Source organism: Janthinobacterium sp. SUN137, from assembly GCF_030587265.1.
In the GTDB taxonomy this organism is placed as follows: Bacteria; Pseudomonadota; Gammaproteobacteria; order Burkholderiales; family Burkholderiaceae_D; genus Janthinobacterium; species Janthinobacterium kumbetense.
Map to the genome: position 1 here is coordinate 266,817 of NZ_JAPWHZ010000005.1, position 23,212 is coordinate 290,028.

At 62.7% G+C, this 23,212-nt stretch carries 24 protein-coding genes; 6 read left to right on the forward strand and 18 right to left on the reverse strand.

The window, feature by feature from the left end:
• Nucleotides 1–70 precede the first annotated feature (70 nt).
• The gene (locus O3298_RS25275) at nucleotides 71–811 is read left to right on the forward strand and encodes a GntR family transcriptional regulator (RefSeq protein ID WP_034781815.1); all 741 of its coding nucleotides are present in this window, start codon (nucleotides 71–73) and stop codon (nucleotides 809–811) included.
• Nucleotides 812–1,003: 192 nt separating this feature from the next.
• Here O3298_RS25275 and O3298_RS25280 read toward each other — a convergent pair whose 3' ends face one another.
• The 10 genes from O3298_RS25280 to rpsP all read right to left on the reverse strand — a co-directional run bounded on the left by O3298_RS25280 (nucleotide 1,004) and on the right by rpsP (nucleotide 8,385).
• Nucleotides 1,004–2,467, reverse strand: a complete 1,464-nt coding sequence (locus O3298_RS25280) for a carbon-nitrogen hydrolase family protein (RefSeq protein WP_305060827.1) — start codon at nucleotides 2,465–2,467, stop codon at nucleotides 1,004–1,006.
• Nucleotides 2,464–3,282 carry an AraC family transcriptional regulator gene (locus O3298_RS25285; protein WP_305060828.1) on the reverse strand — a complete coding sequence of 273 codons (819 nt, stop codon included), beginning with the start codon at nucleotides 3,280–3,282 and terminating at the stop codon, nucleotides 2,464–2,466. The genes O3298_RS25280 and O3298_RS25285 overlap by 4 nt, the downstream gene beginning before the upstream one ends.
• 78 nt (nucleotides 3,283–3,360) lie before the next feature.
• On the reverse strand, nucleotides 3,361–3,810 hold the full coding sequence (locus tag O3298_RS25290; protein ID WP_305060829.1) for a CBS domain-containing protein: 450 nt from the start codon (nucleotides 3,808–3,810) through the stop codon (nucleotides 3,361–3,363).
• A gap of 81 nt (nucleotides 3,811–3,891) precedes the next feature.
• The gene (locus O3298_RS25295; RefSeq protein ID WP_029496213.1) at nucleotides 3,892–4,227 is read right to left on the reverse strand and encodes a DUF3579 domain-containing protein; all 336 of its coding nucleotides are present in this window, start codon (nucleotides 4,225–4,227) and stop codon (nucleotides 3,892–3,894) included.
• A 225-nt stretch (nucleotides 4,228–4,452) separates the two neighbouring features.
• On the reverse strand, nucleotides 4,453–5,412 hold the full coding sequence (locus O3298_RS25300; protein ID WP_099665209.1) for a CobD/CbiB family protein: 960 nt from the start codon (nucleotides 5,410–5,412) through the stop codon (nucleotides 4,453–4,455).
• A gap of 97 nt (nucleotides 5,413–5,509) precedes the next feature.
• Complete coding sequence (locus tag O3298_RS25305; RefSeq protein WP_289918228.1) at nucleotides 5,510–6,169, reverse strand: CoA pyrophosphatase; 660 nt, start codon at nucleotides 6,167–6,169, stop codon at nucleotides 5,510–5,512.
• A 78-nt stretch (nucleotides 6,170–6,247) separates the two neighbouring features.
• Complete coding sequence (gene rplS / locus O3298_RS25310; protein WP_035825414.1) at nucleotides 6,248–6,631, reverse strand: 50S ribosomal protein L19; 384 nt, start codon at nucleotides 6,629–6,631, stop codon at nucleotides 6,248–6,250.
• A gap of 134 nt (nucleotides 6,632–6,765) precedes the next feature.
• Complete coding sequence (gene trmD / locus O3298_RS25315; protein WP_099665211.1) at nucleotides 6,766–7,512, reverse strand: tRNA (guanosine(37)-N1)-methyltransferase TrmD; 747 nt, start codon at nucleotides 7,510–7,512, stop codon at nucleotides 6,766–6,768.
• Between the two features lie 50 nt (nucleotides 7,513–7,562).
• Nucleotides 7,563–8,120, reverse strand: a complete 558-nt coding sequence (gene rimM / locus O3298_RS25320) for a ribosome maturation factor RimM (protein WP_077400554.1) — start codon at nucleotides 8,118–8,120, stop codon at nucleotides 7,563–7,565.
• 13 nt (nucleotides 8,121–8,133) lie between these two features.
• Nucleotides 8,134–8,385 carry a 30S ribosomal protein S16 gene (gene rpsP / locus O3298_RS25325; RefSeq protein ID WP_010395524.1) on the reverse strand — a complete coding sequence of 84 codons (252 nt, stop codon included), beginning with the start codon at nucleotides 8,383–8,385 and terminating at the stop codon, nucleotides 8,134–8,136.
• Nucleotides 8,386–8,673: 288 nt separating this feature from the next.
• Between rpsP and O3298_RS25330 the strand changes: the two genes are divergently transcribed.
• Together O3298_RS25330 and O3298_RS25335 are read left to right on the forward strand one after the other, a co-directional pair.
• Nucleotides 8,674–9,108, forward strand: coding sequence for an NINE protein (locus tag O3298_RS25330; protein WP_305060830.1), 435 nt, complete (start codon nucleotides 8,674–8,676; stop codon nucleotides 9,106–9,108).
• 136 nt (nucleotides 9,109–9,244) lie between these two features.
• Nucleotides 9,245–9,871, forward strand: coding sequence for a glycine zipper 2TM domain-containing protein (locus O3298_RS25335; protein ID WP_099665213.1), 627 nt, complete (start codon nucleotides 9,245–9,247; stop codon nucleotides 9,869–9,871).
• An 87-nt stretch (nucleotides 9,872–9,958) separates the two neighbouring features.
• Here O3298_RS25335 and O3298_RS25340 read toward each other — a convergent pair whose 3' ends face one another.
• The 6 genes from O3298_RS25340 to O3298_RS25365 form a co-directional block, all read right to left on the reverse strand.
• Nucleotides 9,959–11,749 (reverse strand): acyl-CoA dehydrogenase, encoded by a 1,791-nt coding sequence (locus O3298_RS25340; RefSeq protein ID WP_305060831.1) that lies wholly within the window; start codon nucleotides 11,747–11,749, stop codon nucleotides 9,959–9,961.
• A 92-nt stretch (nucleotides 11,750–11,841) separates the two neighbouring features.
• Entirely contained in the window at nucleotides 11,842–12,774 is a 933-nt protein-coding gene (locus tag O3298_RS25345) for an electron transfer flavoprotein subunit alpha/FixB family protein (protein ID WP_077400542.1), read from the reverse strand.
• Nucleotides 12,775–12,814: 40 nt separating this feature from the next.
• The gene (locus tag O3298_RS25350; protein WP_034759884.1) at nucleotides 12,815–13,564 is read right to left on the reverse strand and encodes an electron transfer flavoprotein subunit beta/FixA family protein; all 750 of its coding nucleotides are present in this window, start codon (nucleotides 13,562–13,564) and stop codon (nucleotides 12,815–12,817) included.
• Between the two features lie 256 nt (nucleotides 13,565–13,820).
• A complete protein-coding gene (locus O3298_RS25355; protein WP_010395510.1) occupies nucleotides 13,821–14,048 on the reverse strand; it encodes a sulfurtransferase TusA family protein in 228 nt (75 codons plus the stop codon).
• Nucleotides 14,049–14,283: 235 nt separating this feature from the next.
• On the reverse strand, nucleotides 14,284–16,896 hold the full coding sequence (alaS, locus tag O3298_RS25360) for an alanine--tRNA ligase (protein WP_305060832.1): 2,613 nt from the start codon (nucleotides 16,894–16,896) through the stop codon (nucleotides 14,284–14,286).
• A 119-nt stretch (nucleotides 16,897–17,015) separates the two neighbouring features.
• Nucleotides 17,016–17,468, reverse strand: a complete 453-nt coding sequence (locus O3298_RS25365) for a Fur family transcriptional regulator (RefSeq protein WP_305060833.1) — start codon at nucleotides 17,466–17,468, stop codon at nucleotides 17,016–17,018.
• 158 nt (nucleotides 17,469–17,626) lie between these two features.
• On the opposite strand from O3298_RS25365, the gene O3298_RS25370 reads away from it, so the two are divergent.
• Nucleotides 17,627–19,684, forward strand: coding sequence for a TonB-dependent receptor domain-containing protein (locus tag O3298_RS25370; RefSeq protein ID WP_305060834.1), 2,058 nt, complete (start codon nucleotides 17,627–17,629; stop codon nucleotides 19,682–19,684).
• 137 nt (nucleotides 19,685–19,821) lie between these two features.
• On the opposite strand, the gene ugpQ is transcribed toward O3298_RS25370, so the two are convergent.
• The gene (ugpQ, locus tag O3298_RS25375) at nucleotides 19,822–20,562 is read right to left on the reverse strand and encodes a glycerophosphodiester phosphodiesterase (protein ID WP_305060835.1); all 741 of its coding nucleotides are present in this window, start codon (nucleotides 20,560–20,562) and stop codon (nucleotides 19,822–19,824) included.
• 197 nt (nucleotides 20,563–20,759) lie between these two features.
• Here ugpQ and O3298_RS25380 point away from each other — a divergent pair, with 197 nt between their 5' ends.
• Together O3298_RS25380 and O3298_RS25385 are read left to right on the forward strand one after the other, a co-directional pair.
• Entirely contained in the window at nucleotides 20,760–21,890 is a 1,131-nt protein-coding gene (locus O3298_RS25380) for a sensor histidine kinase (RefSeq protein WP_305060836.1), read from the forward strand.
• Nucleotides 21,887–22,774 (forward strand): LytTR family DNA-binding domain-containing protein, encoded by an 888-nt coding sequence (locus O3298_RS25385; protein WP_305056863.1) that lies wholly within the window; start codon nucleotides 21,887–21,889, stop codon nucleotides 22,772–22,774. The genes O3298_RS25380 and O3298_RS25385 overlap by 4 nt, the downstream gene beginning before the upstream one ends.
• A 5-nt stretch (nucleotides 22,775–22,779) precedes the next feature.
• Here O3298_RS25385 and O3298_RS25390 read toward each other — a convergent pair whose 3' ends face one another.
• Nucleotides 22,780–23,106, reverse strand: coding sequence for a hypothetical protein (locus O3298_RS25390; protein ID WP_070257487.1), 327 nt, complete (start codon nucleotides 23,104–23,106; stop codon nucleotides 22,780–22,782).
• Nucleotides 23,107–23,212: the final 106 nt, after the last annotated feature.

Here is a 23,212-nt window from a genome sequence, read left to right on the forward strand (position 1 = left end):
GGTATTATCCAGCGACACAAAACAGATACAGAGCGCGTCTGCAACGCGCCGTAACGGAGACCCTCAGCGTATGACAACCCTCGCTCACATCATGCAAGGCCTGGGGCAGACGAGTAGCCTGCCCCTGTACCAGCAACTGCAGCGCGCGCTGCGAGAAGCGATCGACAAGCGCATCCTCGGCCCAGAGGAAGCCTTGCCGGCCGAACGCCAGCTGGCCAGCGACCTGTCCGTTTCGCGCATCACCGTGCGCAAGGCCATCGATGGGCTCGTCAACGAGGGCTTGCTGGTGCGGCGCCCCGGCTCGGGCAATTTCATCAATACGCGCATCGAGAAAAACTTCGCCAAGCTGACCTCGTTTTCCGAGGACATGCGGGCGCGCGGACGCACGCCGCGCAGCGTGTGGCTCAAGCGCGCAGAAGGCACCGTCACGCCGGAAGAAGCCTTGCGCCTGCGGCTGTCGCCGGGCGCGCCCGTGTACCGCTTCCACCGCATCCGCTATGCGGACGAGGTGCCGATGTGCCTGGAATACGCGACCATCGTCGCCAGCTGCCTGCCGAACCTCGACGCTGTCGATATCTCCATGTATGACGCGCTGGAACAGGCGGGCAACCGGCCCGTGCGCGCCTTGCAGCGCCTCAGCGCCTTGTTGTTGACGGGAGAGCAGGCCAGCCTGTTGCAGGCGGAGGAAGGCGACGCGGGCTTGTCGGTGGAAAGGCTGGGCTTTTTGCGCGATGGCCGCGCCGTGGAATTTTGCCGCTCCTACTTCCGCGGCGATATGTATGACTTCGTGGCCGAATTAAGTACCAATTAATACCGGATGCGCGAATTTCTCAATACCAGATAACACCACTTATTGCAGTGCAATATATATGCCGGCATCGCGCCTATATATGCACGGCAATGGTGCAATAATCAACGGCGATTATGTGGCCGCCCGCGCAGAATATAAAAGAAGGCTGTGCAATACGGTTTTGCGCATTGCAACAAAACGTGGCGTTATACGTCAAACGGCGGGCGCGGCGCGGCGGCCCACGCCCAGCAGGATCACGCTTAGCGCCACGCACAGCCAGCCGAACAGCGGCCCCAGCCAACCGGCCCACGTGGCCACGGGCCGCGCTGCCGGCAGCGGCGCCAGCAAGGTGCTGCCCGGCATGGCGCTGCTGGCCCGCTCCGCCAGCACGTTCCCATACGCATCGCTGACCGTCAGCACGCCCTCGCGCGCCGCGCGCAGCACCGCATAACCGTTTTCCACACCGCGCACCACGGTCATGCGCGCGCCCATCCAGGCGTCCAGTTGGAAATCCCAGGCCGGCACCAGCATCGCTTGCGCGCCGGCCACGCCGTATGCCCGCCCCAGGGGCGCAAAATGCATGTCCTTGCAAATGGCCAGCCCCATGGCCTGCCCCGCCACCGGCTGCACGGCATACGCGTTGCCAGCAAGAAACTCGCGCTCGGGCGGCGCCAGATGATGCTTCTGATAGCTGACAGGCGCGGCGCCATCGGGCGCGAACAGCCAGGCCAGGTTGCGCCGCCCGGCAACGTCCTGCACGCCGATACCCAGGATGATCCACGCGCCCGTGCTGCGCGCCAGCGCCTGGAAGCGTTGCCGTACGGCATCCGCCTGTGCGGGTGCCAACACGGCTATCTTTTCCGGCAACAGCACCAGCCGGGCGCCCTGCCCGGCCAGTTGCCCGACGTGGCGCGCGTACTGGTCCCAGACGGCTTGCGCGCGCGCGGGCGGCGTGGCCGGACCGATAAAGTCATCGATGGCCACCAGTCCCGCCAGCGGCCCTGCCGGCGCCAAGGCCGGCGCGCCCTGCACGCGCCAGGCGCCGCCGGCGAACGCGGCCGCCAGCAGCAGCGCGACCGCGACCGCCGCTGGCGCATATGCGCGGCCGCCGGCCAGCAGCAAGGCCAGCGCGGATGGCGCCAGGCACAGCAAGAACAGCAGGCCGGGCACGTCCGCCAGGGCCGCCACCTGCAGCACGGCAAGGTTATCCGCCTGCGAATACGCGAGGCTGCCCCAGTTACCGTCGGGCAGCAAAGCCGCCATCACCGTATCGATGGCCACCCACAGCACGGGATACGCCAGCACCGTCCAGCCGGAGCGGTAGCGCAGCACGAGGCGCCGCGTGGCCAGCACCACCAGAAGCCACAGCAGTGCCTTGACGAACATCACGGCCAGCACGGCCGGCAAGGGCATGAGCAGGCGAAAATAGGCAACGTTCGATGACAGGCCCAACAGAGCTGCCAAAAACGTCATCCAGGCCGCATCGCGGCGCGACGAGCGCAGGGCCAGCCACAGCACGGGCAGCGGCGCGCACCAGGCCAGCCAGCCCAGCGGCTGCGGCCCCAGCACCCAGTACAGGGGCAGGCCCGCCGCCAGCGCGGCGACGGTTTGCAACAGGCGCTGGCGCAGCGCGGTGCCGCCGGCAGCCGGCGCAGACAAGGTATGGAGCATGGTCATGCTTTCAAGGGGAGCCAGATTTCCACGCCGCCGCTGCCGCTGACGGGATCGAAGTGCTGGTCGTAGCGTTCAAAATCGGGCGCGTCGGCCACTTCCAGGCCGGACCGGGGCAACCACTCGTTCCACACCGTGTGCCAGGTGGCGCGGATGGTGGAAATGTGGCCGCGGTGATGAAACACGGCATAGCGCCGCGGGGCGATGCGCAGCCGCGTCCAGCCGTCGGGGGACTGCGAAAAGTCGTTCACCGGCATGGCGCACAGGTAATCGAAATTGCCCGCATCATCATTGTTGCAGCACACGCCATACACGAGCTGGCCGGGCGCCGCATGGGGCAGGAAACGCTGCCACAGGGCGGGGATGCCGGCAACCGTTTCTGCGCGATAACGTTCGACGAGGCCCGCCACCAGCAAGGCGGGGCCAAGCTCGAAACGGGGTGCTTCCAGCGCCACGCCTGGCGCCACATCCAGTTTGATGGCCTCCACCAGCGCGAGGTTGGCGACATGGCGCTGGGCCCGCACCATTTCCGGCGTGCGCTGGAACTGCTCGCGGAAGGCCCGCGTAAATGCCTCGTGGGAACTGTAGCCAGCCTGCAGCGCGACGGCGAGGATGTCTTGCGCGCCCTGCGCCAGCGCGCGGGCCGCCTCGCTGAGCCGGCGCGCCCGCACATAGCGCATCACGGAATGGCCCGTGGCCAGGCCAAACGCGCGCGTCAGGTGACACGGCGAAGCGCCGCCCACGTGGGCGATGTCGCCGAGCGAGATATTCTCCGCATAATGCGATTCGATATACCAGAGTGCCTTGGCCAGATAGTGCATGGACGCTTCCCGTTGAACGAGCTGCGACTGTAGCATTTTCAGATCACGAGGATTTGACTGAAATTGCGCAATGCAGGCTTATTTGCGCGTGCGCTTTTCGTAAACCAGCTGGCCGCTGCTGATGCGCGCCAGTTCGGCCATTTCCTGGGCCAGGAAGGCGAGCAGGTCGTCGATGCTGACGACGCAGGAAAGCGCGCCCAGGCTGTTGACCACGGGCAGGCGGCGGATGCCGTTGACGCGCATGCGTTCGATGATGTCGTAGACGTCTTCGTCTTCGCTGGCCGTGAGCAGTTGCGCGCTCATGATGTCGCCCACCAGCAGGCTGGCGGGGTCGAGGCCCAGGGCGATGACGGAAATGACGATGTCGCGGTCGGTGAGGATGCCGATGGGAACGCGCTCGCCGTTCGGCTGTTCGGCCACGATCAGGTCGCCCACGTGGTGCTGGCGCATCAGCAGCGCCGCATCTTGCACGCTGGTGTCACGCTGGCAATGGATGGTGTGCAGGGTACAGATGTCGCCGATGCGCATGTCGCCACTCCGTTTGAGGCAGAGTGTCCACGCTACGCCAGCCCACCGTGGCGGGCTTGAGGCAAATCAATGGAGCGGTACTTACTTTTCTTCGGGGGGCGGCAGGAAGCAGGCTTCGACGATCTGCAGGTCGTTATCCTTGGCAAATTCGCGCACGAAGTGAAACGCCATCGGCTCGATCTCGCGCAGCTTCGTGTTGACGACCACCGACTTGACGCCATTGACGACGGTCGGGCGCACGTAGGGCGAATACTGGAGGTGCGCATTGCGCCCGCCGCCTTCGGGATTGAAACAGGACATCACTCCGCAAAGGCGCTCGGCCCAATCGCTGGGTCGGAATTGCTTGCCATTGCTGGTGAGACCAAGGATGAAGAACTCGTCTGAGAGTTCCCCTGTTTTTTGAGATAACTCGGCCATGTGGCTTGTCGGGACTGGATTGCGTGAATGGCCCCGGCGGGTAAGCCGGGCTGGTAATTCAACTACGTTTGCTGCGGTAAGCCAGTATTATATCTTATAGAAGACTTGGGTTCTACCTCGATCTGCCCTGACGATGCAAACAGGGGCCGGCACGCGTAACGCGCCAGCCCCTATTTTAACCTTGTTCCACGCGCCAGGCGCATGGATGGCGCGTGTGCGCCCGCGTCAGCCGAGGAAAACGGCGCCCGACATCAACAGCAGCAGCAGCATCCACAGCAGCAAGGCGCGCCAGACCAGGCCCACCGTGCTCTGCAAAGCGCGTGCGCCCGGCTCTTCGCCCGGCAGGATATCGCTTTCGCTGTCGCTGTCGTCGACGGCCATGTCGGGCGTGACGACCACGCGGGCCGCCGTTTCCGCCGGCGTGCCCAGGCGCACGCCCATGGCGCCGCCGCCGGCCGTCAGGATGATGCCGATGGCCTCGTCCTGCCAGCGCTGGGCGAAGTTGCGCCAGGCGTAGATGGCATCCTCGAAATTGCCGACCACGGCAAACGCCACGGCCGTCAGGCGCACGGGAATCCAGTCGATCAGGTAAAAGGCGCGCGCGGCGAACTGGCCGAACGCTTCATTGCGCATGTGCTCGGGCTCGTTCCAGGCACGCGCCAGGTATTCGGCCACGCGGTACATCACGGCGCAGGCAGGGCCCAGCGGCATGAGGAACCAGAAGAACACGCCAAACACATTGCGATGCGTGGTGATCAGGGCTTTTTCCACGGCAATGCGGGCGATTTCGCTCGCTTCCATGCCTACCGTGTCGAGCTTGGTCCACTCGGCCAGCAAGGTCCGCGCGGACGCCTCGTCGCCGGCGCTCAGGGCCAGCTGGATCGACGTGAAATAATGGCTGTAATGGCGAAAACCCAGGGTCAGGTAGACGATGAGGACATTCCAGACGAAGGCCAGGGGGGTCAGCTGGTAATGCCGCAAGAGCCAGTACACGCCGGCCGTCGGCACCATCAGCACGCCGATCATGAGGAACCAGCCCATGCGGCCGTGGTTGGCGTGGCCGGCATTGAACCAGGTCTCCATGCGCATTGCCAGGCTCTTGATTTCGGCGTAGATCGGATTGTCCGCGCGCAAAGGTTTGAGCTGCTCGATCAGCAATGCGCAAAGTATGGAGAGAAATGTCATCAATGGTCCTTTTTGTCTTTTTCAGCAATACCGCAATGCCCGCTACGATAGCGCAGTGCAGTGCTGGAATCAAACTTATTACGTGCGGGGTGCCATTTTACGCGCGCAAGAGGTGAAACAGATTGCGCAGCATGCCGGCGGTGGCGCCCCAGATGTAGAAGCGCTCGTAGGGCATGGCGTAGAACGAGCGCCGTCCGCCGGGCAATTCCACCGACAGGCGCTGGTGGTTGAGGCCGTCCATGAGGAAGGCCAGCGGCACTTCAAAGATTTCCGCCACTTCCGACGGGTCGGCGCGCAACTCGAACGGCGGCGTCACCAGGCCCACCACGGGCGTGACCTGGTAGCCGGTGCCCGTCAGGTAGTCGGGCAGGCAGCCCAGCACTTCAATGTGTTCGCGCGCCAGGCCCACTTCTTCTTCCGTTTCGCGCAGGGCCGTGGCCACGGGCGAACCGTCGAACGGTTCGCTGCGCCCGCCGGGAAAGCTGACCTGGCCCGCATGGCTGCTCAGGTGGTCCGTGCGCATGGTCAGCAAGATGGTCAAGCCCTGTGGCCGTTGCACCAGCGGAATGAGCACGGCGGCGCGCACGGGCACGGCGCGGGCGGACAGGAAATCCTGGGTAATCTCGGGCTGCCAGTCGGGTTGTTCGGCCAAGCGCTGGCGCAGCCAGTCCGGCGTCAGGCGTTCGGCGTCCAGCGCCGCCTCGCCGGCGATCGAATCGATGGCGAGTTGTTTGGGATCAAATGCGATGGTGGCCATGGCAGCTTGCCTCAATAGCAATTCAGAATAAAAAAGGGGCGCCGAGAGGCACCCCTTTTCCCAACGCAGACGCTGATATTACGCGCTTGCTTTCGCCACAACGCGGCGATTTGGCAATTTTTCTTTGATACGCGCCGATTTACCCGAACGCTCACGCAGATAGTACAGCTTGGCGCGGCGAACATCACCACGGCGTTTCACTTCGATCGAAGCGATCAGCGGCGAGTACAGTTGGAACGTACGCTCAACGCCTTCGCCGGACGAGATCTTGCGAACGATGAAGTTCGAGTTCAGGCCACGGTTACGACGGGAGATAACGACGCCTTCGTAAGCCTGGGCGCGCTTGCGCGTACCTTCGACTACGTTGACGCTGACGATAACGGTATCGCCTGGTGCGAAGTCAGGAATCGATTTACCCAGACGGGCGATCTCTTCTTGCTCTAATTGTTGAATCAAGTCCATTTTTATAACTCCGAAAACCATCATGCCGGCGCACTGTGGATAGCGCGCTATCCGCCCGGTAGAGGATGGGTATTACCAATTTGGGCAACATGCCCGGCACTGCAAAGCCACCCTGCTGGCCGTCCGAGGACGACTTACAGGCTGGCCAGGAATTTTTCGTCGGTCTTGCTGAGCAAGCCGGCGGCGCGCGCACTGACCAGCAGGTCAGGCCGCTTTGTCGCGGTCGCTTCCAGCATGCGCTGGCGGCGCCACTTGACGATCTCGGCATGATTGCCACCCATCAAGACGGGCGGCACGGCCATGCCTTCATAGCTTTCCGGCCGCGTGTAGTGCGGCGAATCGAGCAAGCCATTGACGAAGCTGTCCTCGATGGCCGATGCCTCGGTGTTCAAGACACCCGGCAACAGGCGGATCACCGCATCCATCAGCGCCATGGCGGGCAGCTCGCCGCCCGACAGGACGAAGTCGCCGACGCTGATTTCTTCGTCGACGCAACGGTCCAGCAAACGCTGGTCCACGGCTTCATAGCGGCCGCACAGGATCACCAAACCGGGTTCGGCTTTCAACTGCGTGACGCGCTCGTGCGTCAGCGGACGGCCTTGCGGCGACATGAACACCACGCGGGGCGCCGCCAGGCCGAGATCGGTCTGACGTTGCTTCGCGGCATTAATTGTCGCTTCGAGGGGACGGGCCATCATCACCATGCCGGGGCCGCCGCCATACGGGCGGTCATCCACGGTACGGTGATTGTCAGTGGTGAAATCGCGGGGATTCCACAGCGACAAGCCACATTTCCCCTGCTCGAAGGCGCGCCGGGTCACACCCGACTGCGTCAGCGCGGCAAACATTTCCGGGAACAGGGTCACGACATCAAATTGCATCGATCACCATCCTGCAAAGTTTGCCCGGCGCAAAGTTAAGCGCAGGCGGTTTAATAATCGAGGCCCCAGTCGACCGTGATCTTGCTGGCAGCCTTGTCAACGTTAATGACAAACTGGCCAACAAACGGGATCAGGCGCTCAGGCGCCTTTTCAACGGTCTCATCGGCAGTGGCGACGGGCGTAACGCGCAAGATCGACTGCGGACCATTGCTCATCATGTCGTGCACTGTGCCGAGGCACTCGCCTTGCAAATTCTCGACTGTCAGTCCGATCAGATCGGACCAATAAAATTCATCGGCCGACAGCGTCGGGAAATGGCTACGCGGAATTTGCACAGAGACGCCTTTCAGCGCTTCTGCGGCATCCCGCCCGACCACACCCACCAGCTGGGCCACGACGTCGCCGCCGTGTAACTTCGCTTGCCTGACTTGAACATCATGCAAGGTCGGTTTATCAAACCACCAGGTTTTGACGCTTAATAATGCATCCGCGTCGTCGGAGAAAGGAGTGATCCTGACCCCGCCAGCAATGCCATAAGCACCGGAGACATAGCCTACCTGTACCAGGTCATCGGGGACTTTCACCCCGGATGCAGTCTTGACCGTCAAACCAGTGATCTAATTAAGCTGCTGCTTTGTTGTTGCTAGCTACCAGGCGAGCAACGGTTGGCGACAATTGTGCGCCAACGCCTTGCCAGTAGGCCAGACGGTCTGCGGTGATACGCAGTGGAACTTCGCCACCTTGCGCCATCGGGTTGTAAAAACCGATACGCTCAATGAAGCGACCATCGCGGCGATTGCGCGAGTCAGTAGCGACGATGTTGAAGAACGGGCGCTTCTTGGCGCCTCCACGAGCTAAACGAATAACGACCATAATATTTCCAAAAAGTGTGCTGAGGCGGAAAAAGCCGCAAATTATAGCGCGCTTTACCGCCAGGCAGCAAGCGTTATGATGACGGGCGTGTAATTTGGGCTAATCAAACATTATGACCAGTCATGGCCGAAGACGCAATAGGCGCGTGCGTCTATCGTGCCTGCCATGCCACGTCCAGGCGATGATATTGCACGATAGCATCGCCTGCACGCTGCCTGAAAGTGCTATCGTTGCGGCAAGCAATGACCGATACTGGCAATCTTTACCGATGAGCAACTCTGGAGTCCCATGACCACCGCTACCATTTTGCAACAATCGCACAAGAACAAGGCCTTCACGACACTGCTGGCCTTCCTGCTGGGCATGCTGGGCGCCCACCGCTTCTACCTGCACGGCGCCAAGGACCGCTGGGGCTGGCTGCACCTGGCTGCCCTGCCCGCCTCGCTGCTGCTGCGCCAACTGCTTCCCGAAGCGGACTGGTTTTACCAGATATTGCCGCTGACCCTGTCCGCCCTGGGCGGTTTCCTGGAAGCGCTGGTGCTGGGCCTGATGCCGGACGACAAGTGGGACGCGCGCTACAACGCCGCCTCCAGCCGCCAGTCGGACACGGGCTGGCCCCTGGCCGTGGTGCTGGTCGCTACCTTGATGCTAGGCGCAGGCGTGCTGATCGCCACCATGGCGCGCCTGTTCGACTTGCTGTATACAGGCGGCGCCTACGGTTAATTTCCACCCGGAAATAGCATCGGATCGCGCCTGCCGCACGCACATGTAAGTGTTGGTAAGCAATCATGATTTTCCTCTATACTGCATTCACAATGCCGACATTACTGGCACATTCAACACCCCCTAGGAGAAGATCATGATTCGTCGCCCACTCATCCTCGCAGTCGCCGTCACGGCCCTGTTCAGCACCTCCGCCTTCGCGCAAAACCTGTCGCCAAAGGCGCAATACGCGTACGACACCAAGCAAGCCAACACGCGCTATGCGGACGACAAGAAACTGTGCGCAGAAGAAACCAGCTCGAAAGCCCGCATGCAATGCCTGCGCGACGCCAAGGGCGAATACGACCAGGCCATCATCAACGCCAAGGCCGCGCAAAAGGCGGGCAATTCGTATGCGGGCCAGAACAGCAAACCAGCCCAGCAGCAGATCTGCGCCGAGTGCGGCAAGGTGCTGGCAGTCAACGTCGCTGAAAAAGCGGGCGAAGGCGGCGCGCTGGGCATGATCGGCGGCGGCGTGGCCGGTGCCCTGCTGGGCCGCCAGGTTGGCGGCGGACGCGGCAAGGACCTGGCCACCCTGGCCGGCGCCGCCGGCGGCGCTTTCGCGGGCAAGCAAGTCGAAGGCCACATGAAAAACAGCAAGGTGTGGACCGTTACCGTGCAGTACGAAACGGGCGCCAAGGCCGACTTCGCATTCGACCAGGACCCTGGCCTGGCTGCTGGCGACCTGGTGCGCAATTCCGGCAACGGCATTGCCAGAAGATAAGCTTTTGAAAGAGTAAAAAAAAAGCGCTGGAGAGTAATCTCCAGCGCTTTTTTGCATTCAGCCAGCTTGCGCCGGCCAAGTTTCAACTTAAAACTGCTCTTCCGACAAGGCCATCACGCCCGCGCTGCCATCGATGATGGTGGCGCGCAAGCCTGGCGCCTGCGACAGGATGTGGTCGGCAAAGAAGCGTGCCGTGGCGATCTTCGCCTTGTAGAACGAAGCGTCGCCGCTGCCCTCTCCCAGCTTTTGCTGCGCCACCACGGCCGCGCGGGCCATTTGCCAGCCGCCCAGCACGATGCCGGCCAGTTTCAAATAGGGCACGCTGCCCGCGAACACGGCCTTGATATCCGTCTTCATGTTCGCCACCACATACTCGACTACGGCTTCCAGCGCGGCGCTGCCTTCGGCCAGGTGGCGCTGCATGGCCTGGAAGTCGGCGCCGGACAGTTCGCCCAGCTGGGCTTCCGTGGCGCGCACCTGGGCGATGATGGCTTTCGCCACGGCGCCGCCGTCGCGCACCGTCTTGCGGCCCACGAGGTCGTTCGCCTGGATGGCCGTCGTGCCTTCGTAGATGGTGAGAATCTTGGCATCGCGGTAATGCTGGGCGGCGCCTGTTTCTTCAATGAAACCCATGCCGCCATGCACTTGCACGCCGTCGCGCGTGACGTCTTGCGACATTTCCGTCGCCCAACCCTTAATGACGGGCACCAGGTATTCATACGTCGCCAGGCTTTCCGCGCGCACTTCCGCGTCCGGATGGTGGTGCGCCACGTCGCTGATGGCCGCGCCCACGTAGGCCAGCGCGCGCGCCGCCTCCGTTTGCGAGCGCATCGACATCAGCATGCGGCGCACGTCCGGGTGGTGGATGATGGAAACGGGACCCGGCGAACCGGCCAGGTCGCGCGACTGCACGCGGTCCTTGGCGAACGCCACGGCCTGCTGGTAGGCGCGCTCGGCCAGGCCGATGCCTTGCAAGCCCACGCCGAAGCGGGCCGCGTTCATCATGATGAACATGTATTCGAGGCCGCGGTTTTCCTCGCCCACCAGGGTGCCGATGGCGCCGCCGTGGTCGCCGAACTGCAATACGGCCGTCGGGCTGGCCTTGATGCCCAGCTTGTGCTCGATCGACACGCAATGGGCGTCGTTGCGCGCGCCCAGGCTGCCGTCAAGATTGACGAGGAATTTCGGCACGATGAACAGGGAAATGCCTTTCACGCCGGCGGGCGCGTCCGGCGTGCGGGCCAGCACCAGGTGGACGATGTTTTCCGCCATGTCGTGTTCGCCGTACGTGATGAAAATCTTCGTGCCGAAGACTTTATACGTGCCATCGTCCTGCGGCACGGCGCGCGTGCGCACGGCAGCCAGGTCGGACCCCGCTTGCGGCTCCGTCAGGTTCATCGTGCCCGTCCACTTGCCCGACACCAGGTTTTCCAGATACACCGCTTTTTGCTCGTCGCTGCCGGCCGTCAGCAGCGCTTCGATGGCGCCGTCCGACAGCAGGGCCACCAGGGCGAACGAGATGCTGGCCGAGTTGAGCATTTCGATGCACGGCGTGGCCAGCAGCTTGGGCAAGCCCTGGCCGCCGAATTCGGTCGGATGCTGCACGCCCTGCCAGCCCGCTTCGCCATACGCCTTGAACGCGTCCTTGAAGCCTTTCGACGTCGTGACTTGCCCGTCGTGCCAGAAACTCGGCTCCTTGTCGCTGGGGCCGTTCAAGGGGGCCACCACGCCGCCGCAGAACTTGGCGTTCTCTTCCAGCACGGCTTCGGCCGTGTCGGGCGTGGCGTCTTCGCAGCCGGGTAAGGTGTGGATTTCGGCCAGGCCGGCCAGTTCGTTCATCACGAACAACATGTCTTTCAGCGGGGCTTGATAGCTCATCTTCTTTTCTCCAAGAAAAAAGCCACGCGCGGCTCGCCGTGTGGGGCGGGCCGGCGTGGCTTTGTCAGTAACAAAACCGGAAGGGGTGTGACTTAACCCAGTTCTTTGACCAGTTGCGGCACGATCTCGAACAGATCGCCCACGATGCCGTAGTCGGCCACGGCAAAGATCGGCGCTTCCGGATCCTTGTTGATGGCGACGATGGTCTTCGAATCTTTCATGCCGGCCAGATGCTGGATCGCGCCCGAGATACCGACGGCGATGTACAACGATGGCGCGACGATCTTGCCCGTCTGGCCCACTTGCCAATCGTTCGGCACGAAGCCGGCGTCGACGGCGGCGCGCGAAGCACCCATGGCGGCGCCCAGCTTGTCGGCCAGCGGCTCCAGGATGTGGAAGTTTTCCGCCGAACCCATGCCACGGCCGCCCGACACGATGATTTTCGCGGCGGTCAGTTCAGGACGGTCGGACTTGGCCAGTTCGCGGCCCACGAAGGCGGACTTGCCCGCGTCGGCGACGGCGGCGACGGTTTCCGTGGCAGCCGAACCGCCGGTGGCGGCAGCGGCGTCGAAACCGGTGGTGCGCACGGTGATGACCTTGACCTTGTCGCCAGATTGCACGGTGGCAATGGCGTTACCGGCGTAGATGGGACGCTCGAAGGTGTCCGGGGAATCGACCTTGGTGATTTCCGAGATTTGCGCGACGTCCAGCTTGGCGGCCACGCGCGGCAGGATGTTCTTGCCGTAGGCGGTGGCTGGCGCCAGGATGTGGCTGTAGTTGCCGGCGATGGCCAGCACTTGCTCGGCCACGTTTTCGGCCAGGCCGTCGGCAAAATATGGCGCGTCGGCGACGATGACTTTCGTCACGCCGGCGATTTGCGCGGCGGCAGCGGCGGCGGCCGATGCGTTCGAGCCTGCGACGAGCACGTGCACGTCGCCGCCGCACTGGGCAGCCGCGGTCACGGTGTGGTGGGTGCTGCCCTTTAAGGTAGCGTTGTCGTGTTCAGCAATAACTAATGCGACCATGATATGTCCTGTAATTGTTCTGGGTAGACGGCAAAGCCGCTTAGATGACTTTGGCTTCGGTACGCAGCTTGGCGACCAGGGTAGCGACGTCCGGGACCTTGATGCCGGCCGAGCGCTTGGCTGGCTCGACGACTTTCAGGGTCTTCAGGCGTGGCGCAACGTCGACGCCCAGGTCTTCCGGCTTGACGGTCTCGAGCGGCTTTTTCTTGGCCTTCATGATGTTCGGCAAGGTCACATAGCGTGGCTCATTCAGGCGCAGGTCGGTGGTGATGATCGCTGGCAAGGTCAATGCCAGGGTTTCCAGGCCGCCGTCGACTTCGCGGGTGACGGTGACTTTACCGTCTTCCAGCACGACTTTCGAGGCGAACGTGGCTTGCGGCCAACCCAGCAGGGCTGCCAGCATCTGGCCGGTCTGGTTGCTGTCGTCATCGATGGCTTGCTTGCCCAGGATGATCAGTTGCGGCTGCTCTTTCTCGGCCAGGGACTTGACCAGCTTGGCCACGGCCAGCGGTTCCAGTTCAGTCGTCGTTTCCACCAGGATGCCGCGGTCGGCGCCGATGGCCATGGCCGTGCGCAGGGTTTCCTGGCACTGCGTCACGCCGCAGGAGATGGCGACCACTTCAGTGACCTTGCCGGCTTCTTTCAGGCGCATCGCTTCTTCCAGCGCGATCTCATCGAAAGGGTTCATCGACATTTTGACGTTGGCGGTATCGACGCCAGTGCCGTCACTCTTGACGCGGACTTTGACGTTATAGTCGACCACGCGTTTGACGGGTACCAAGACTTTCATAGCTATGCCTTTGGGAAATTATAAAAATGACGGATCAAGTGCTGATTGTGCGTTCGATTATAAGAGAAATTTGAATCTTGAACCGAATTTAAGCACGATCGTGCGATTTTTTGTTAGAGCAATCCATCTAAACTGTCCAGCTTTGAGGATTTCAGGGGAGTCCGCCGCTACGCTGCAAGGCAGCAAAAGGGCACGAAAGTGACGCACACGGCAGGGTATTCACCAGGCCGCGCCACGGCGGCCCCGGCTGGCAGAATTATTTGCGTTGCATCAGGAAGACGAATTCGGTACCCGTCTGCACATGCGACAGCAGGGCATTGCCCGTTTGCTTGGCAAAAGCCTGGAAGTCGCGCACGGAACCGGGATCGGTTGCCATGATGCGCAGCACTTCCCCGCTCTGCAGCTCTGACAAAGCCTTTTTCGCCTTCAGAATCGGCAAGGGGCAATTCAAGCCCCGCGCGTCGAGTTCTTTATGAAATTCCATAATCTCGGTATCAAGTAGTGTGTCGCTCATCATCAATATCCCGCCATTTTTGTTGTACTGATTTTCGACATACTACTCTAAATCAGGGGCATTGACGCGCTGCACCAAAATAGTTCATCGGCTGTTGTGGTGTCACAACGAGATTCCACACGGCAAAACGGCCCGCAAACACCGTCTGCGGGCCGTTTTCAAGGGGCTGTGGGGCGAAAACCCCGCATGGAGCCTAGCTTACGCCTTATTTCGCGCGTTCGCCGACCCAGGCCGGCACGCCGGCCAGGGCGTTCGCCAGGCCGCTCGGATCGGTGCCGCCCGCTTGCGCCATATCGGGGCGTCCGCCGCCTTTTCCGCCCACTTGCTGTGCAACGAAGTTCACCAGCTCGCCCGCTTTGACCTTGCCAGTCGCGTCGGCCGTGACGCCGGCGATCAGGCTGACCTTGCCGTCGGCCACGCTGGCCAGCACGATGGCGGCCGTTTTCAGCTTGTCCTTCAGCTTGTCCATGGTTTCGCGCAAGCGGGCCACGTCGGCGCCGTCCAGCACGGCTGCGAGCACCTTGATGCCGTTGACATCGACGGCTTGCGTGACCAGTTCATCGCCCTGGCCCGACGCCAGTTTCGATTTCAAGGCAGCCAACTCCTTCTCCAGCGCCTTCACGTGGTCCTGCACCTGGCCGATGCGGGCAGTCAGCTCTTCCGGCTGCGCCTTCAGGGCGTTGGCTGCCTCGACCAGGCGGCGGTTGATGGTTTGCACCAGCGCCAGCGCGCCCTCGCCCGTCACGGCTTCCACGCGGCGGATGCCGGCGGCCACGCCGCTTTCGGCGATGATCTTGAACAAGCCGATGTCGCCCGTGCGCTGCACGTGGACACCGCCGCACAGCTCTTTCGAGCTGCCGATGTCGAGCACGCGCACTTCGTCGCCGTATTTCTCGCCGAACAGGGCCATCGCGCCATGCTTGACGGCATCGTCAAACGACATCAGGTGCGCTTGCGTGGCACGGTTTTCCAGAATTTCCTTGTTGACAATGGTTTCCACGGCGGCGATTTGCTCTGCCGTCATCGGTGCATTGTGGCTGAAGTCGAAACGGGTCTTGTCCGGGTCGACCAGCGAACCCTTTTGCGCCACGTGGCTGCCCAGCACTTCGCGCAAGGCCTTGTGCATCAAGTGCGTGGCCGAGTGGTTGCGGATGGTGCGCGCGCGCTTGGCCGTATCGACTTGCGCCGAGACGGCGTCGCCCACCTTCAGCACGCCCGATTCCAGCACGCCGTGGTGGCCGAAGACGTCGGCCTGGATTTTCAGGGTGTCGCTGACGGCAAAGCTGCCGGTGCCCGAGGAAATCACGCCCTGGTCGCCCACCTGGCCGCCCGATTCCGCGTAGAACGGCGTGGTGTCGAGCACGACGATGCCCGCTTCACCGGCTTTCAGTTCAGCTACCTGCGTGCCGGCTGCATACAGCGCGACGACTTTGCTGCTGAACGTCAATTGATCGTAGCCGACGAAGGTGTTTTTCTCGCCCGTGTACTCGACCTTGCTGTCCTTGTGCGTCTTGCCGCCCTTGCGCGACAGTTCCTGGCTTTCCTTCAGGGCCGCGTCGTAGCCGGCCTGGTCGAACGTGATGTCGCGTTCGCGGCAAATGTCGGCCGTCAGGTCCGGCGGGAAGCCGTAGGTTTCGTACAGGGTGAAGGCGGTGGCGCCGTCGATGCCCGTGGCATCCTTGGCCAGCTGCGCTTCCAGCACTTTCATGCCCGTTTCCAGGGTTTCGCCGAAACGCTCTTCCTCGGCCTTCAGCATGTTAGCGACGTTGTCTTTCGCTTCTTCCAGCTCCGGATAGGCGCCGCCCATCTCGATGGCCAGGTCCGCCACCAGTTTGTAGAAGAACGGTTTCGTCTGGCCCAGCTTGTGGCCATGGCGCAAGGCGCGGCGGATGATGCGGCGCAACACATACGCGCGGCCTTCGCTGCCCGGGATGATGCCGTCGACGATCATGAAGGCGGCGGCGCGGATGTGGTCGGCGATCACGCGCAGCGACTTGTTTTCCAGGTCCGTGGCGCCCGTTTCGCGCGCGGCAGCCTTGATCAGGTGCTGGAACAGGTCGATTTCATAGTTCGAATGCACGTGCTGCAGCACGGCGGCCAGGCGCTCCATGCCCATGCCCGTGTCCACGCATGGCTTCGGCAACTTGTGCATGACGCCCGCTTCGTCGCGGTTAAACTGCATGAACACCAGGTTCCAGATTTCAATGAAGCGGTCGCCGTCTTCGTCAGGCGAGCCCGGCGGGCCGCCAGGAATGTCGGCGCCGTGGTCGTAGAAGATTTCCGTGCATGGACCGCATGGGCCCGTGTCCGCCATCTGCCAGAAATTGTCCGACGCGTAGCGCGAGCCCTTGTTGTCGCCGATGCGGATGATGCGCTCGGTTGGCACGCCAATTTCTTTTGCCCAGATATCGTACGCTTCGTCATCTTCGATGTACACGGTGACGGTCAGCTTATCGGCCGGCAAGCCATATACCTTGGTCAGCAGTTCCCACGCGTATTGAATCGCGTCGCGCTTGAAATAGTCGCCGAAGCTGAAGTTGCCCAGCATTTCAAAGAAGGTATGGTGGCGCGCCGTGTAGCCGACGTTTTCCAGGTCGTTGTGCTTGCCGCCGGCGCGCACGCAGCGCTGCACGGAAGTGGCACGCGTGTACGGACGGCTGTCCGTGCCCGTAAACACATCCTTGAATTGCACCATGCCGCTGTTCGTCAACAGCAAGGTCGGATCGTTGCCTGGCACCAGGGAGCTGGAACGGACGATGGAATGGCCCTTGGACTCGAAAAATTTGAGGAACTTGTCGCGGATTTCAGTTGATTTCATGTTTTTTTGGCAAAGAGTGGCGGCAGCTTTAAAGGGAAGATTATACGTGATATGGGGTGCGGCAATGACGGCGGGCCAGGGCATTGTTGCGCCCGTGCCAACATCGACAACCTGCCCGCTCAGGCCGGGTCGTGGTGGCTGGCGCAGGCGTGCGGTGCAGGTGCGGCCTTGGCCGCGGAGCCTGTGGCGCCGGCGGCCGCATTGCAGTCGGCGCAGCGGCCGTACAGGGTCAGTTCGTGGCGCTCGACGACAAAGCCTTGCGGCGCCATGCGCTTCAAGTCGCCCGGGCAATCATGCACGTCGAACACGCGCTGGCACGTGGTGCACTGGAAATGGTGGTGGTGGTGATTGGCGGCCGTGTTCGACTCATAGCGCGGGTTTTCACCCGGCAAGGTCACCACGTGCACCTTTTCTTCCAGCACCAGCGATTTCAAGTTGCGGTAAACGGTGGCAATGCCCAGCTGCGTCACCTGCAAGCTGGCCTGTTCGAGGATTTCCTGCGCCGACAAGGGGCGCTGGGCCGACTCGATGGCGGCTTGAATAGCGGTTTTTTGACGTGTTGTGCGTTCCATAGCCGACAGAATACACCATCCGCCTGACTCCCCTGCCCGGAAAAACTGTCACACAGTAATGATAATGGGTTATCATTATCATCTTCTGGCAGCCACCCCATCCGGCAATGGCCTGCCCCGACCCGTCAAACCGATCGCCGATAAAGGAATTCTTGCCCATGTCCGTCCGTCCTCACCAACCCACTCCCCTCGCGCTGGCCATCATGCTGGCCTTTGCCGCTCCTGCCAGCGCCGTGGCGCAGCAAGCGACAACCTTGCCCGCCGTGACCGTCTCGGCCAGCGCCCTGGCCCTGGGCAGCGACGACATGAGCACGCCCGTCACCGTGCTCGAAGGCGAGGAACTGGTGCGCGCCCGCGAAGCGACCCTGGGTGAAACCCTGGCCGGCCAGCCGGGCATCACCTCCAGCCATTTCGGCGCCGGCGCCAGCCGTCCCATCATCCGCGGCATGGATGGCCCGCGCGTCAAGGTGCTCTCCGATGGCGCCGAAGTGCAGGATGCATCGACCATCAGCCCGGACCATGCTGTCGCGGCCGAACCGATGCTGTCGGAACAGATTGAAGTCTTGCGCGGCCCGTCCGCGCTCGCGTATGGCGGCGGCGCCGTCGGTGGCGTGGTCAATGTGATCGACAAGAAAATCCCCACGCGCGTGCCGGCAAAAGGCTTTGAAGGCAGCGCGGAAGTGCGCGCCAACTCGGCCGCGCGCGAAAAGGCGGGCGCCTTTGAAGTCACTGGCGGCTCCGGCAACATCGCCTTCCACGCGGAAGGCGTCAAGCGCGACGCGAAGGAATACAAGGTCGGCAGCGGCTGGGAAGGCGGCTCGAAAGTGGCCGGCAGCTACAACAAGACGGACACGGGCAGCGTGGGCGTGTCGTGGGTGGGACAGCGCGGCTTCCTGGGCCTGGCCTTCACGAGCCAGCATGCGGAATACGGCTTGCCTGGCCACAACCACGAATTCGAAAGCTGCCACCCGCACGGCACGCATCTGCATTGCGGCGGCCACGAAGGCCACGGCCATGGCGATGAGGAAGAACACGACCATGACCACGAAGATGGCGCCGTTCCCTACGTGAAACTCAAAAGCGAGCGCTGGGACGTGCGCGGCGAATTGCGCGACCCCGTGCCCGGCTTCGCCAAGCTGCGCCTGCGCGCTTCGTTTACCGATTACAAGCACGATGAAATCGAAGGCACGGAAATCGCCACCACCTTCAAGAACAAGGGCCACGATGCACGCCTGGAAATGGAACACCATCCCGTCTTCGGCTGGCGCGGCGTGGTGGGCCTGCAAACGTCGAAACGCGATTTCTCCGCCCTGGGCGAAGAAGCGTACGTGGCGCCGACGGTAACGAAGAAACACGCGGCCTTCCTGGTCGAGGAATACAAGCTCGACCAATGGCGCTTCGAAGCGGGCTTGCGCCACGAATGGCAAGACATCACGGTCGACAGCGCCACCCTGCAAGACCGCAGCGCCAAGGGCACGTCCATCTCGCTGGGCGCCGTGTGGAAATTCGCACCGCAGTATTCGCTCGGTTCGACCATTTCCCGCACGCACCGTTTGCCCAGCGCCGAGGAACTGTATGCGCACGGCGTGCACATGGCGACGGCCACGTATGAGCTGGGCAATCAAAACCTGGGCAAGGAAACGTCGAACAATATCGACTTGACCTTGCGCAAATACGCGGGCGCCACGACCTTCTCGGCCAGCGCCTACCGCAACAAGGTGGATAATTACATCTTCGGCTCCACCCTGGACAGCCACGAAGGCTTCCAGCTGATCCAGTACGCCCAGCGCGACGCGACCTTCACGGGCGTGGAAGGCCAGATCCGCCAGCAATTGAACCCCATGTTCGGCGCCAGCGTGTTCGGCGATTACGTACGGGCCAAGCTGGCCGATGGTGGCGGCAACTTGCCGCGCATCCCGGCCCAGCGCGTCGGCGTGAAGGTCGACGCCAACTGGCAGGCATGGAGCGGCGTGGCCGAGTTCTACCGCGTGGGCAAGCAGGATAAAGTGGCAGCGTTCGAAACGGCCACGCCGGGCTACAACATGCTGAACCTGTCCGCCAACTACGACACGCGCATCGGCACGACGCCGGCCCAGTTCTACATCAAGGCGAATAACTTGACGAATGAACTGGCGTACAGCCACACCTCGTTCATCAAGAATGCGGCGCCTTTGACGGGGCGCAATATTGCAGCAGGCGTGCGCGTGACGTTCTAGTCGCACCTGACATAAGCTACTGCGCGTCGTGATATACGGCCTGCGATGCTCACTGTGCTGTAGCACAGCTGCGCTTCTCGGCCATATCTCACTTCCGCTCGCTACGCTTCTGTCAGTCGCTGTTGAGCTGGATGTTGTCAGCTTGCCTTGATCAGATCGATCCGGTCCGTACAAAACCCGTCCACCCCCCAGGCCAGCAGCTCGCTGGCCCGCTCGGGGGTGTTGACGGTGTAGCAAAACAATCCCAATCCCTCTTCCTTGACTTCCAGCGCCTGCGCGCGCGTCAGCTGCTGGTGGTCGCAATGCAGCGCCACCACGCCCAGTTCGCGGGCCGTCCGCGCCCAGCCATCCGGTATCTGTTCGACCAGCCAGCCGCGCGCCAGTTCCGGGGCCGCCTGGCGCGCCGCCTCCAGCGCCGCAATGCTGAACGACGATAGCAGCGGCAATAATTGCCCTGCAGCAATTTCCTGCGCAAAATGATCGCGCGTGGCCAGCGCCACGGTCTTGCCTGTCGGCATGTCGAAGCCGGGCGCCGGCTTGATTTCGATATTCATCCAGATGCGCTGCGCCTTGCAGTAATCCACCACGGCAGCGAAGGTGGGCACGCCTTCGCCCGCGAAAGCGGTGCCGAACCAGACGCCCGCCTCCATCGCCCCCAGCTGCGCGGCCGTGTAATCGTTGACAAGGCCGCTGCCGGCCACGGTGCGGCCCAGTTCGGGGTCGTGCACGACGACGGGCACGCCGTCGGACGCCAGCATGACGTCGAATTCCACGGCGCGGTAGCCGTAGGCCAGGCCGCAGCGCAGGGCGGCCAGGGTATTTTCAGGCGCCAGGGTGCCGCCGCCGCGGTGCGCCAGGGTGCGTGGATAAGGCCACATGATGCTTCCTTTATAGCAATTCCATGGATACAGACTGTCTTGCCATACTATTGCGTGCCTGCCTTGAAAAGTAAAGCGGCCCCGTTTGGCGATCCTCCGCGGCGAATGGCGGCGCGCCAGCCCCGTTTCGTCGCAGCCCGGTTGCGCCCAGGCTTGCGCTGGCACACAATGCCCCATCGCTACCAGCAGACACCACCATGAAAACCGACGCAACATCCGCCGCTGCGCCAGCAGCCAAGGCCAGGTCTCCGTACTACCGCATGCTGCCCGACGCGCGCTATGCGCTGGCGCTGAACGTGATTTGCGCACTGGTCATTACCTTCATCCTCAATCCGGGCAGCCATTTCGGGCAAAACCTGATCGCCTCGATGTGCATCGGCACGATCGCCTTCTTGCTGATCGACGGCATGCGCCTGACCCTGTGGGGCGAAGGCCAGCGGCCGAAATTCCTGCCCTTCATGCTCATCATCCTCATTTCCGTGCCCGTGGCGCAAATGCTGGGCCTGACCCTGTTCAGCTGGCTGACAGGCGTGGACGTGGGCGGCTTCGAAAGCCTGCTGCCTACCCAGATGATCAGCACGCTCGTATTCACCCTGCTGGCCACGGGCGGCGCCGTGCTGTTTTTCTCCAGCCGCGAAAAAATTGCCCGCCTGCAAATGGAAGCCGCCCAGGAAAAAGCCCGCGCCGAATCCGTGGCGCGCCAGGCTATGCAAGCCCAGCTGCAGCTGCTGCAGGCGCAGATCGAGCCGCACATGCTGTTCAACACCCTGGCCAACCTGCAGGGCCTGATCAGCTTTGACCCGGAGCGTGCCCAGTTGCTGCTCGACCAGCTGATCCAGTATCTGCGCGCCACCCTCTCCTCCTCGCGCGCCGGGGCCACCACCCTGGAGCAGGAATTTTCCCTGATGCAAGCCTACCTGGGCCTGATGTCGATACGCATGGGCGCGCGCCTGCGCTTTACGCTGGACTTGCCCGACACTTTGCGCCAGATCAAGGTGCCTCCCATGCTGCTGCAACCGCTGGTGGAAAACGCCATCCAGCACGGCCTGGAACCGAAGATCGAAGGCGGACACATCCACGTGCAGGCATCCACGGACGCTGGCGTACTGCTGCTCACCGTCAGCGACGATGGCCTGGGCCTCGACCATCCGGGCCAGACCAAGGGTACGCACCTGGGCATGGCGAATATCCGCGAACGCCTGCACGGCATGCATGGCGATGCCGCCAGCCTGTCGCTGACCGCCAACCATCCGGCAGGCGCGACCGCCCGACTGACACTTCCCCTTCCACCCACCATCACACCCACCATCACGAGCCACCTCGCATGAGTCCACATACCCCACGCGCGCCGCGCGCCCTGATCGCCGAAGACGAACCCATCCTCGCCGCCGCCCTCGCGCACGCCTTGCAACGCCTATGGCCGGAGCTCGACATCGTTGCCACTTGCCCCAACGGCGTGGAAGCCTTGCGGCAAGGCCTGGCGCTGCAACCCGACATACTCTTTCTCGACATCAAGATGCCGGGCAAGACGGGCCTGGAAGCGGCCGAAGAACTGGCGGAACAGTGGCCGGACGGCGTGCCTTTCCCCCACATCGTGTTTGTCACCGCCTACGACGAATACGCGCTGGCCGCCTTCGAACACGCGGCCGCCGATTACGTCTTAAAACCCGTCAACGATGCGCGCCTGGGCAAGACGGTGGAACGCCTGCAGCAACGCTTGCGCGACAGCGGCAGCGGAAGCGGCAACAACAACGCTACAGCTACAGCTACGGCTACGGCACGCCCAACGCCAGCGACTGCGCCAGCCGCCACGGCAGCCGAGTCCGCCAGCGACGGCAACATGGCCCGCCTGCTGAGCCAGTTGCAAGCCATGCTGCCGCCCGCGCCGCGCCTGCAAATGATACGGGCCGCCGTCGGCAACAGCGTGCGCATGATCGCCCTGGCCGACGTCGTGTATTTCGAAGCGCTGGACAAATACATCAACGTCGTGTGCCAGGACAGCGAAGCGCTGATACGCACGAGCCTGAAAGAGTTGCTGCCCCAGCTGGACCCGCAACAATTCTGGCAAATCCACCGGGGCACCATCGTCAACGCCAGCGCCATCGCCACGGCCGTGCGCGACGAGGCCGGCAAGCTGTCGCTGACCCTGCGCCAGCATCCGGCGCAACTGCGCGTCAGCCCTTTATATGCCCATTTGTTCCGCCAGATGTAAAACCGTTAATGCAGCTGGTGCTTCAAGTCCGATAATTCATCATGCACCTTGAGCACGGCGCTCTTCATTTCCGGCGTCACGCTGGCCGCCGTGCCGCATGCCCGCTTGGCGCGGTCGCCCAGCGATTCCATCTGGTCGACGGCTTGCCGGATGCGCGCATCGTCCTGCGTGTCGATGGCTTGCCGCACGGCATTCTTTTGCTGGTCCAGCTGGTTGATGCAATCCTTCAAGTCCATCGGCATGCCCTGCTGCTTGCCGCACAGCTGGGCCGCCTGGCCGATCGCATGTTCAATGGCGCCAAAGCGCCGTGCCACTTCCTTTACTTGCATCATGATGATCTCCTGTTCGCGTGGTGTCCGGGTTGGATCACCAGACTGGCGCAGGGTTCCCCGCCAGCCGCCATGGCATCGAAATTTCCACCTGGCACTTTTTTGTAAG

Bases quoted from the DNA above. Each gene is read 5' to 3' on its own strand.
- ugpQ (WP_305060835.1), bottom strand. From the start codon at position 20,562: ATGTGGCCTTATCCACGCACCCTGGCGCACCGCGGCGGCGGCACCCTG.
- O3298_RS25345 (WP_077400542.1), bottom strand. From the start codon at position 12,774: ATGGTCGCATTAGTTATTGCTGAACACGACAACGCTACCTTAAAGGGC.
- O3298_RS25380 (WP_305060836.1), top strand. From the start codon at position 20,760: ATGAAAACCGACGCAACATCCGCCGCTGCGCCAGCAGCCAAGGCCAGG.
- O3298_RS25385 (WP_305056863.1), top strand. From the start codon at position 21,887: ATGAGTCCACATACCCCACGCGCGCCGCGCGCCCTGATCGCCGAAGAC.
- O3298_RS25300 (WP_099665209.1), bottom strand. From the start codon at position 5,412: ATGACATTTCTCTCCATACTTTGCGCATTGCTGATCGAGCAGCTCAAA.
- O3298_RS25275 (WP_034781815.1), top strand. From the start codon at position 71: ATGACAACCCTCGCTCACATCATGCAAGGCCTGGGGCAGACGAGTAGC.
- O3298_RS25280 (WP_305060827.1), bottom strand. From the start codon at position 2,467: ATGACCATGCTCCATACCTTGTCTGCGCCGGCTGCCGGCGGCACCGCG.
- O3298_RS25365 (WP_305060833.1), bottom strand. From the start codon at position 17,468: ATGGAACGCACAACACGTCAAAAAACCGCTATTCAAGCCGCCATCGAG.
- O3298_RS25290 (WP_305060829.1), bottom strand. From the start codon at position 3,810: ATGCGCATCGGCGACATCTGTACCCTGCACACCATCCATTGCCAGCGT.
- O3298_RS25330 (WP_305060830.1), top strand. From the start codon at position 8,674: ATGACCACCGCTACCATTTTGCAACAATCGCACAAGAACAAGGCCTTC.
- O3298_RS25390 (WP_070257487.1), bottom strand. From the start codon at position 23,106: ATGATGCAAGTAAAGGAAGTGGCACGGCGCTTTGGCGCCATTGAACAT.
- O3298_RS25340 (WP_305060831.1), bottom strand. From the start codon at position 11,749: ATGAGCTATCAAGCCCCGCTGAAAGACATGTTGTTCGTGATGAACGAA.
- O3298_RS25350 (WP_034759884.1), bottom strand. From the start codon at position 13,564: ATGAAAGTCTTGGTACCCGTCAAACGCGTGGTCGACTATAACGTCAAA.
- O3298_RS25370 (WP_305060834.1), top strand. From the start codon at position 17,627: ATGTCCGTCCGTCCTCACCAACCCACTCCCCTCGCGCTGGCCATCATG.
- O3298_RS25355 (WP_010395510.1), bottom strand. From the start codon at position 14,048: ATGGAATTTCATAAAGAACTCGACGCGCGGGGCTTGAATTGCCCCTTG.
- alaS (WP_305060832.1), bottom strand. From the start codon at position 16,896: ATGAAATCAACTGAAATCCGCGACAAGTTCCTCAAATTTTTCGAGTCC.
- O3298_RS25285 (WP_305060828.1), bottom strand. From the start codon at position 3,282: ATGCACTATCTGGCCAAGGCACTCTGGTATATCGAATCGCATTATGCG.
- O3298_RS25305 (WP_289918228.1), bottom strand. From the start codon at position 6,169: ATGGCCACCATCGCATTTGATCCCAAACAACTCGCCATCGATTCGATC.
- rplS (WP_035825414.1), bottom strand. From the start codon at position 6,631: ATGGACTTGATTCAACAATTAGAGCAAGAAGAGATCGCCCGTCTGGGT.
- O3298_RS25295 (WP_029496213.1), bottom strand. From the start codon at position 4,227: ATGGCCGAGTTATCTCAAAAAACAGGGGAACTCTCAGACGAGTTCTTC.
- O3298_RS25335 (WP_099665213.1), top strand. From the start codon at position 9,245: ATGATTCGTCGCCCACTCATCCTCGCAGTCGCCGTCACGGCCCTGTTC.
- trmD (WP_099665211.1), bottom strand. From the start codon at position 7,512: ATGCAATTTGATGTCGTGACCCTGTTCCCGGAAATGTTTGCCGCGCTG.
- rpsP (WP_010395524.1), bottom strand. From the start codon at position 8,385: ATGGTCGTTATTCGTTTAGCTCGTGGAGGCGCCAAGAAGCGCCCGTTC.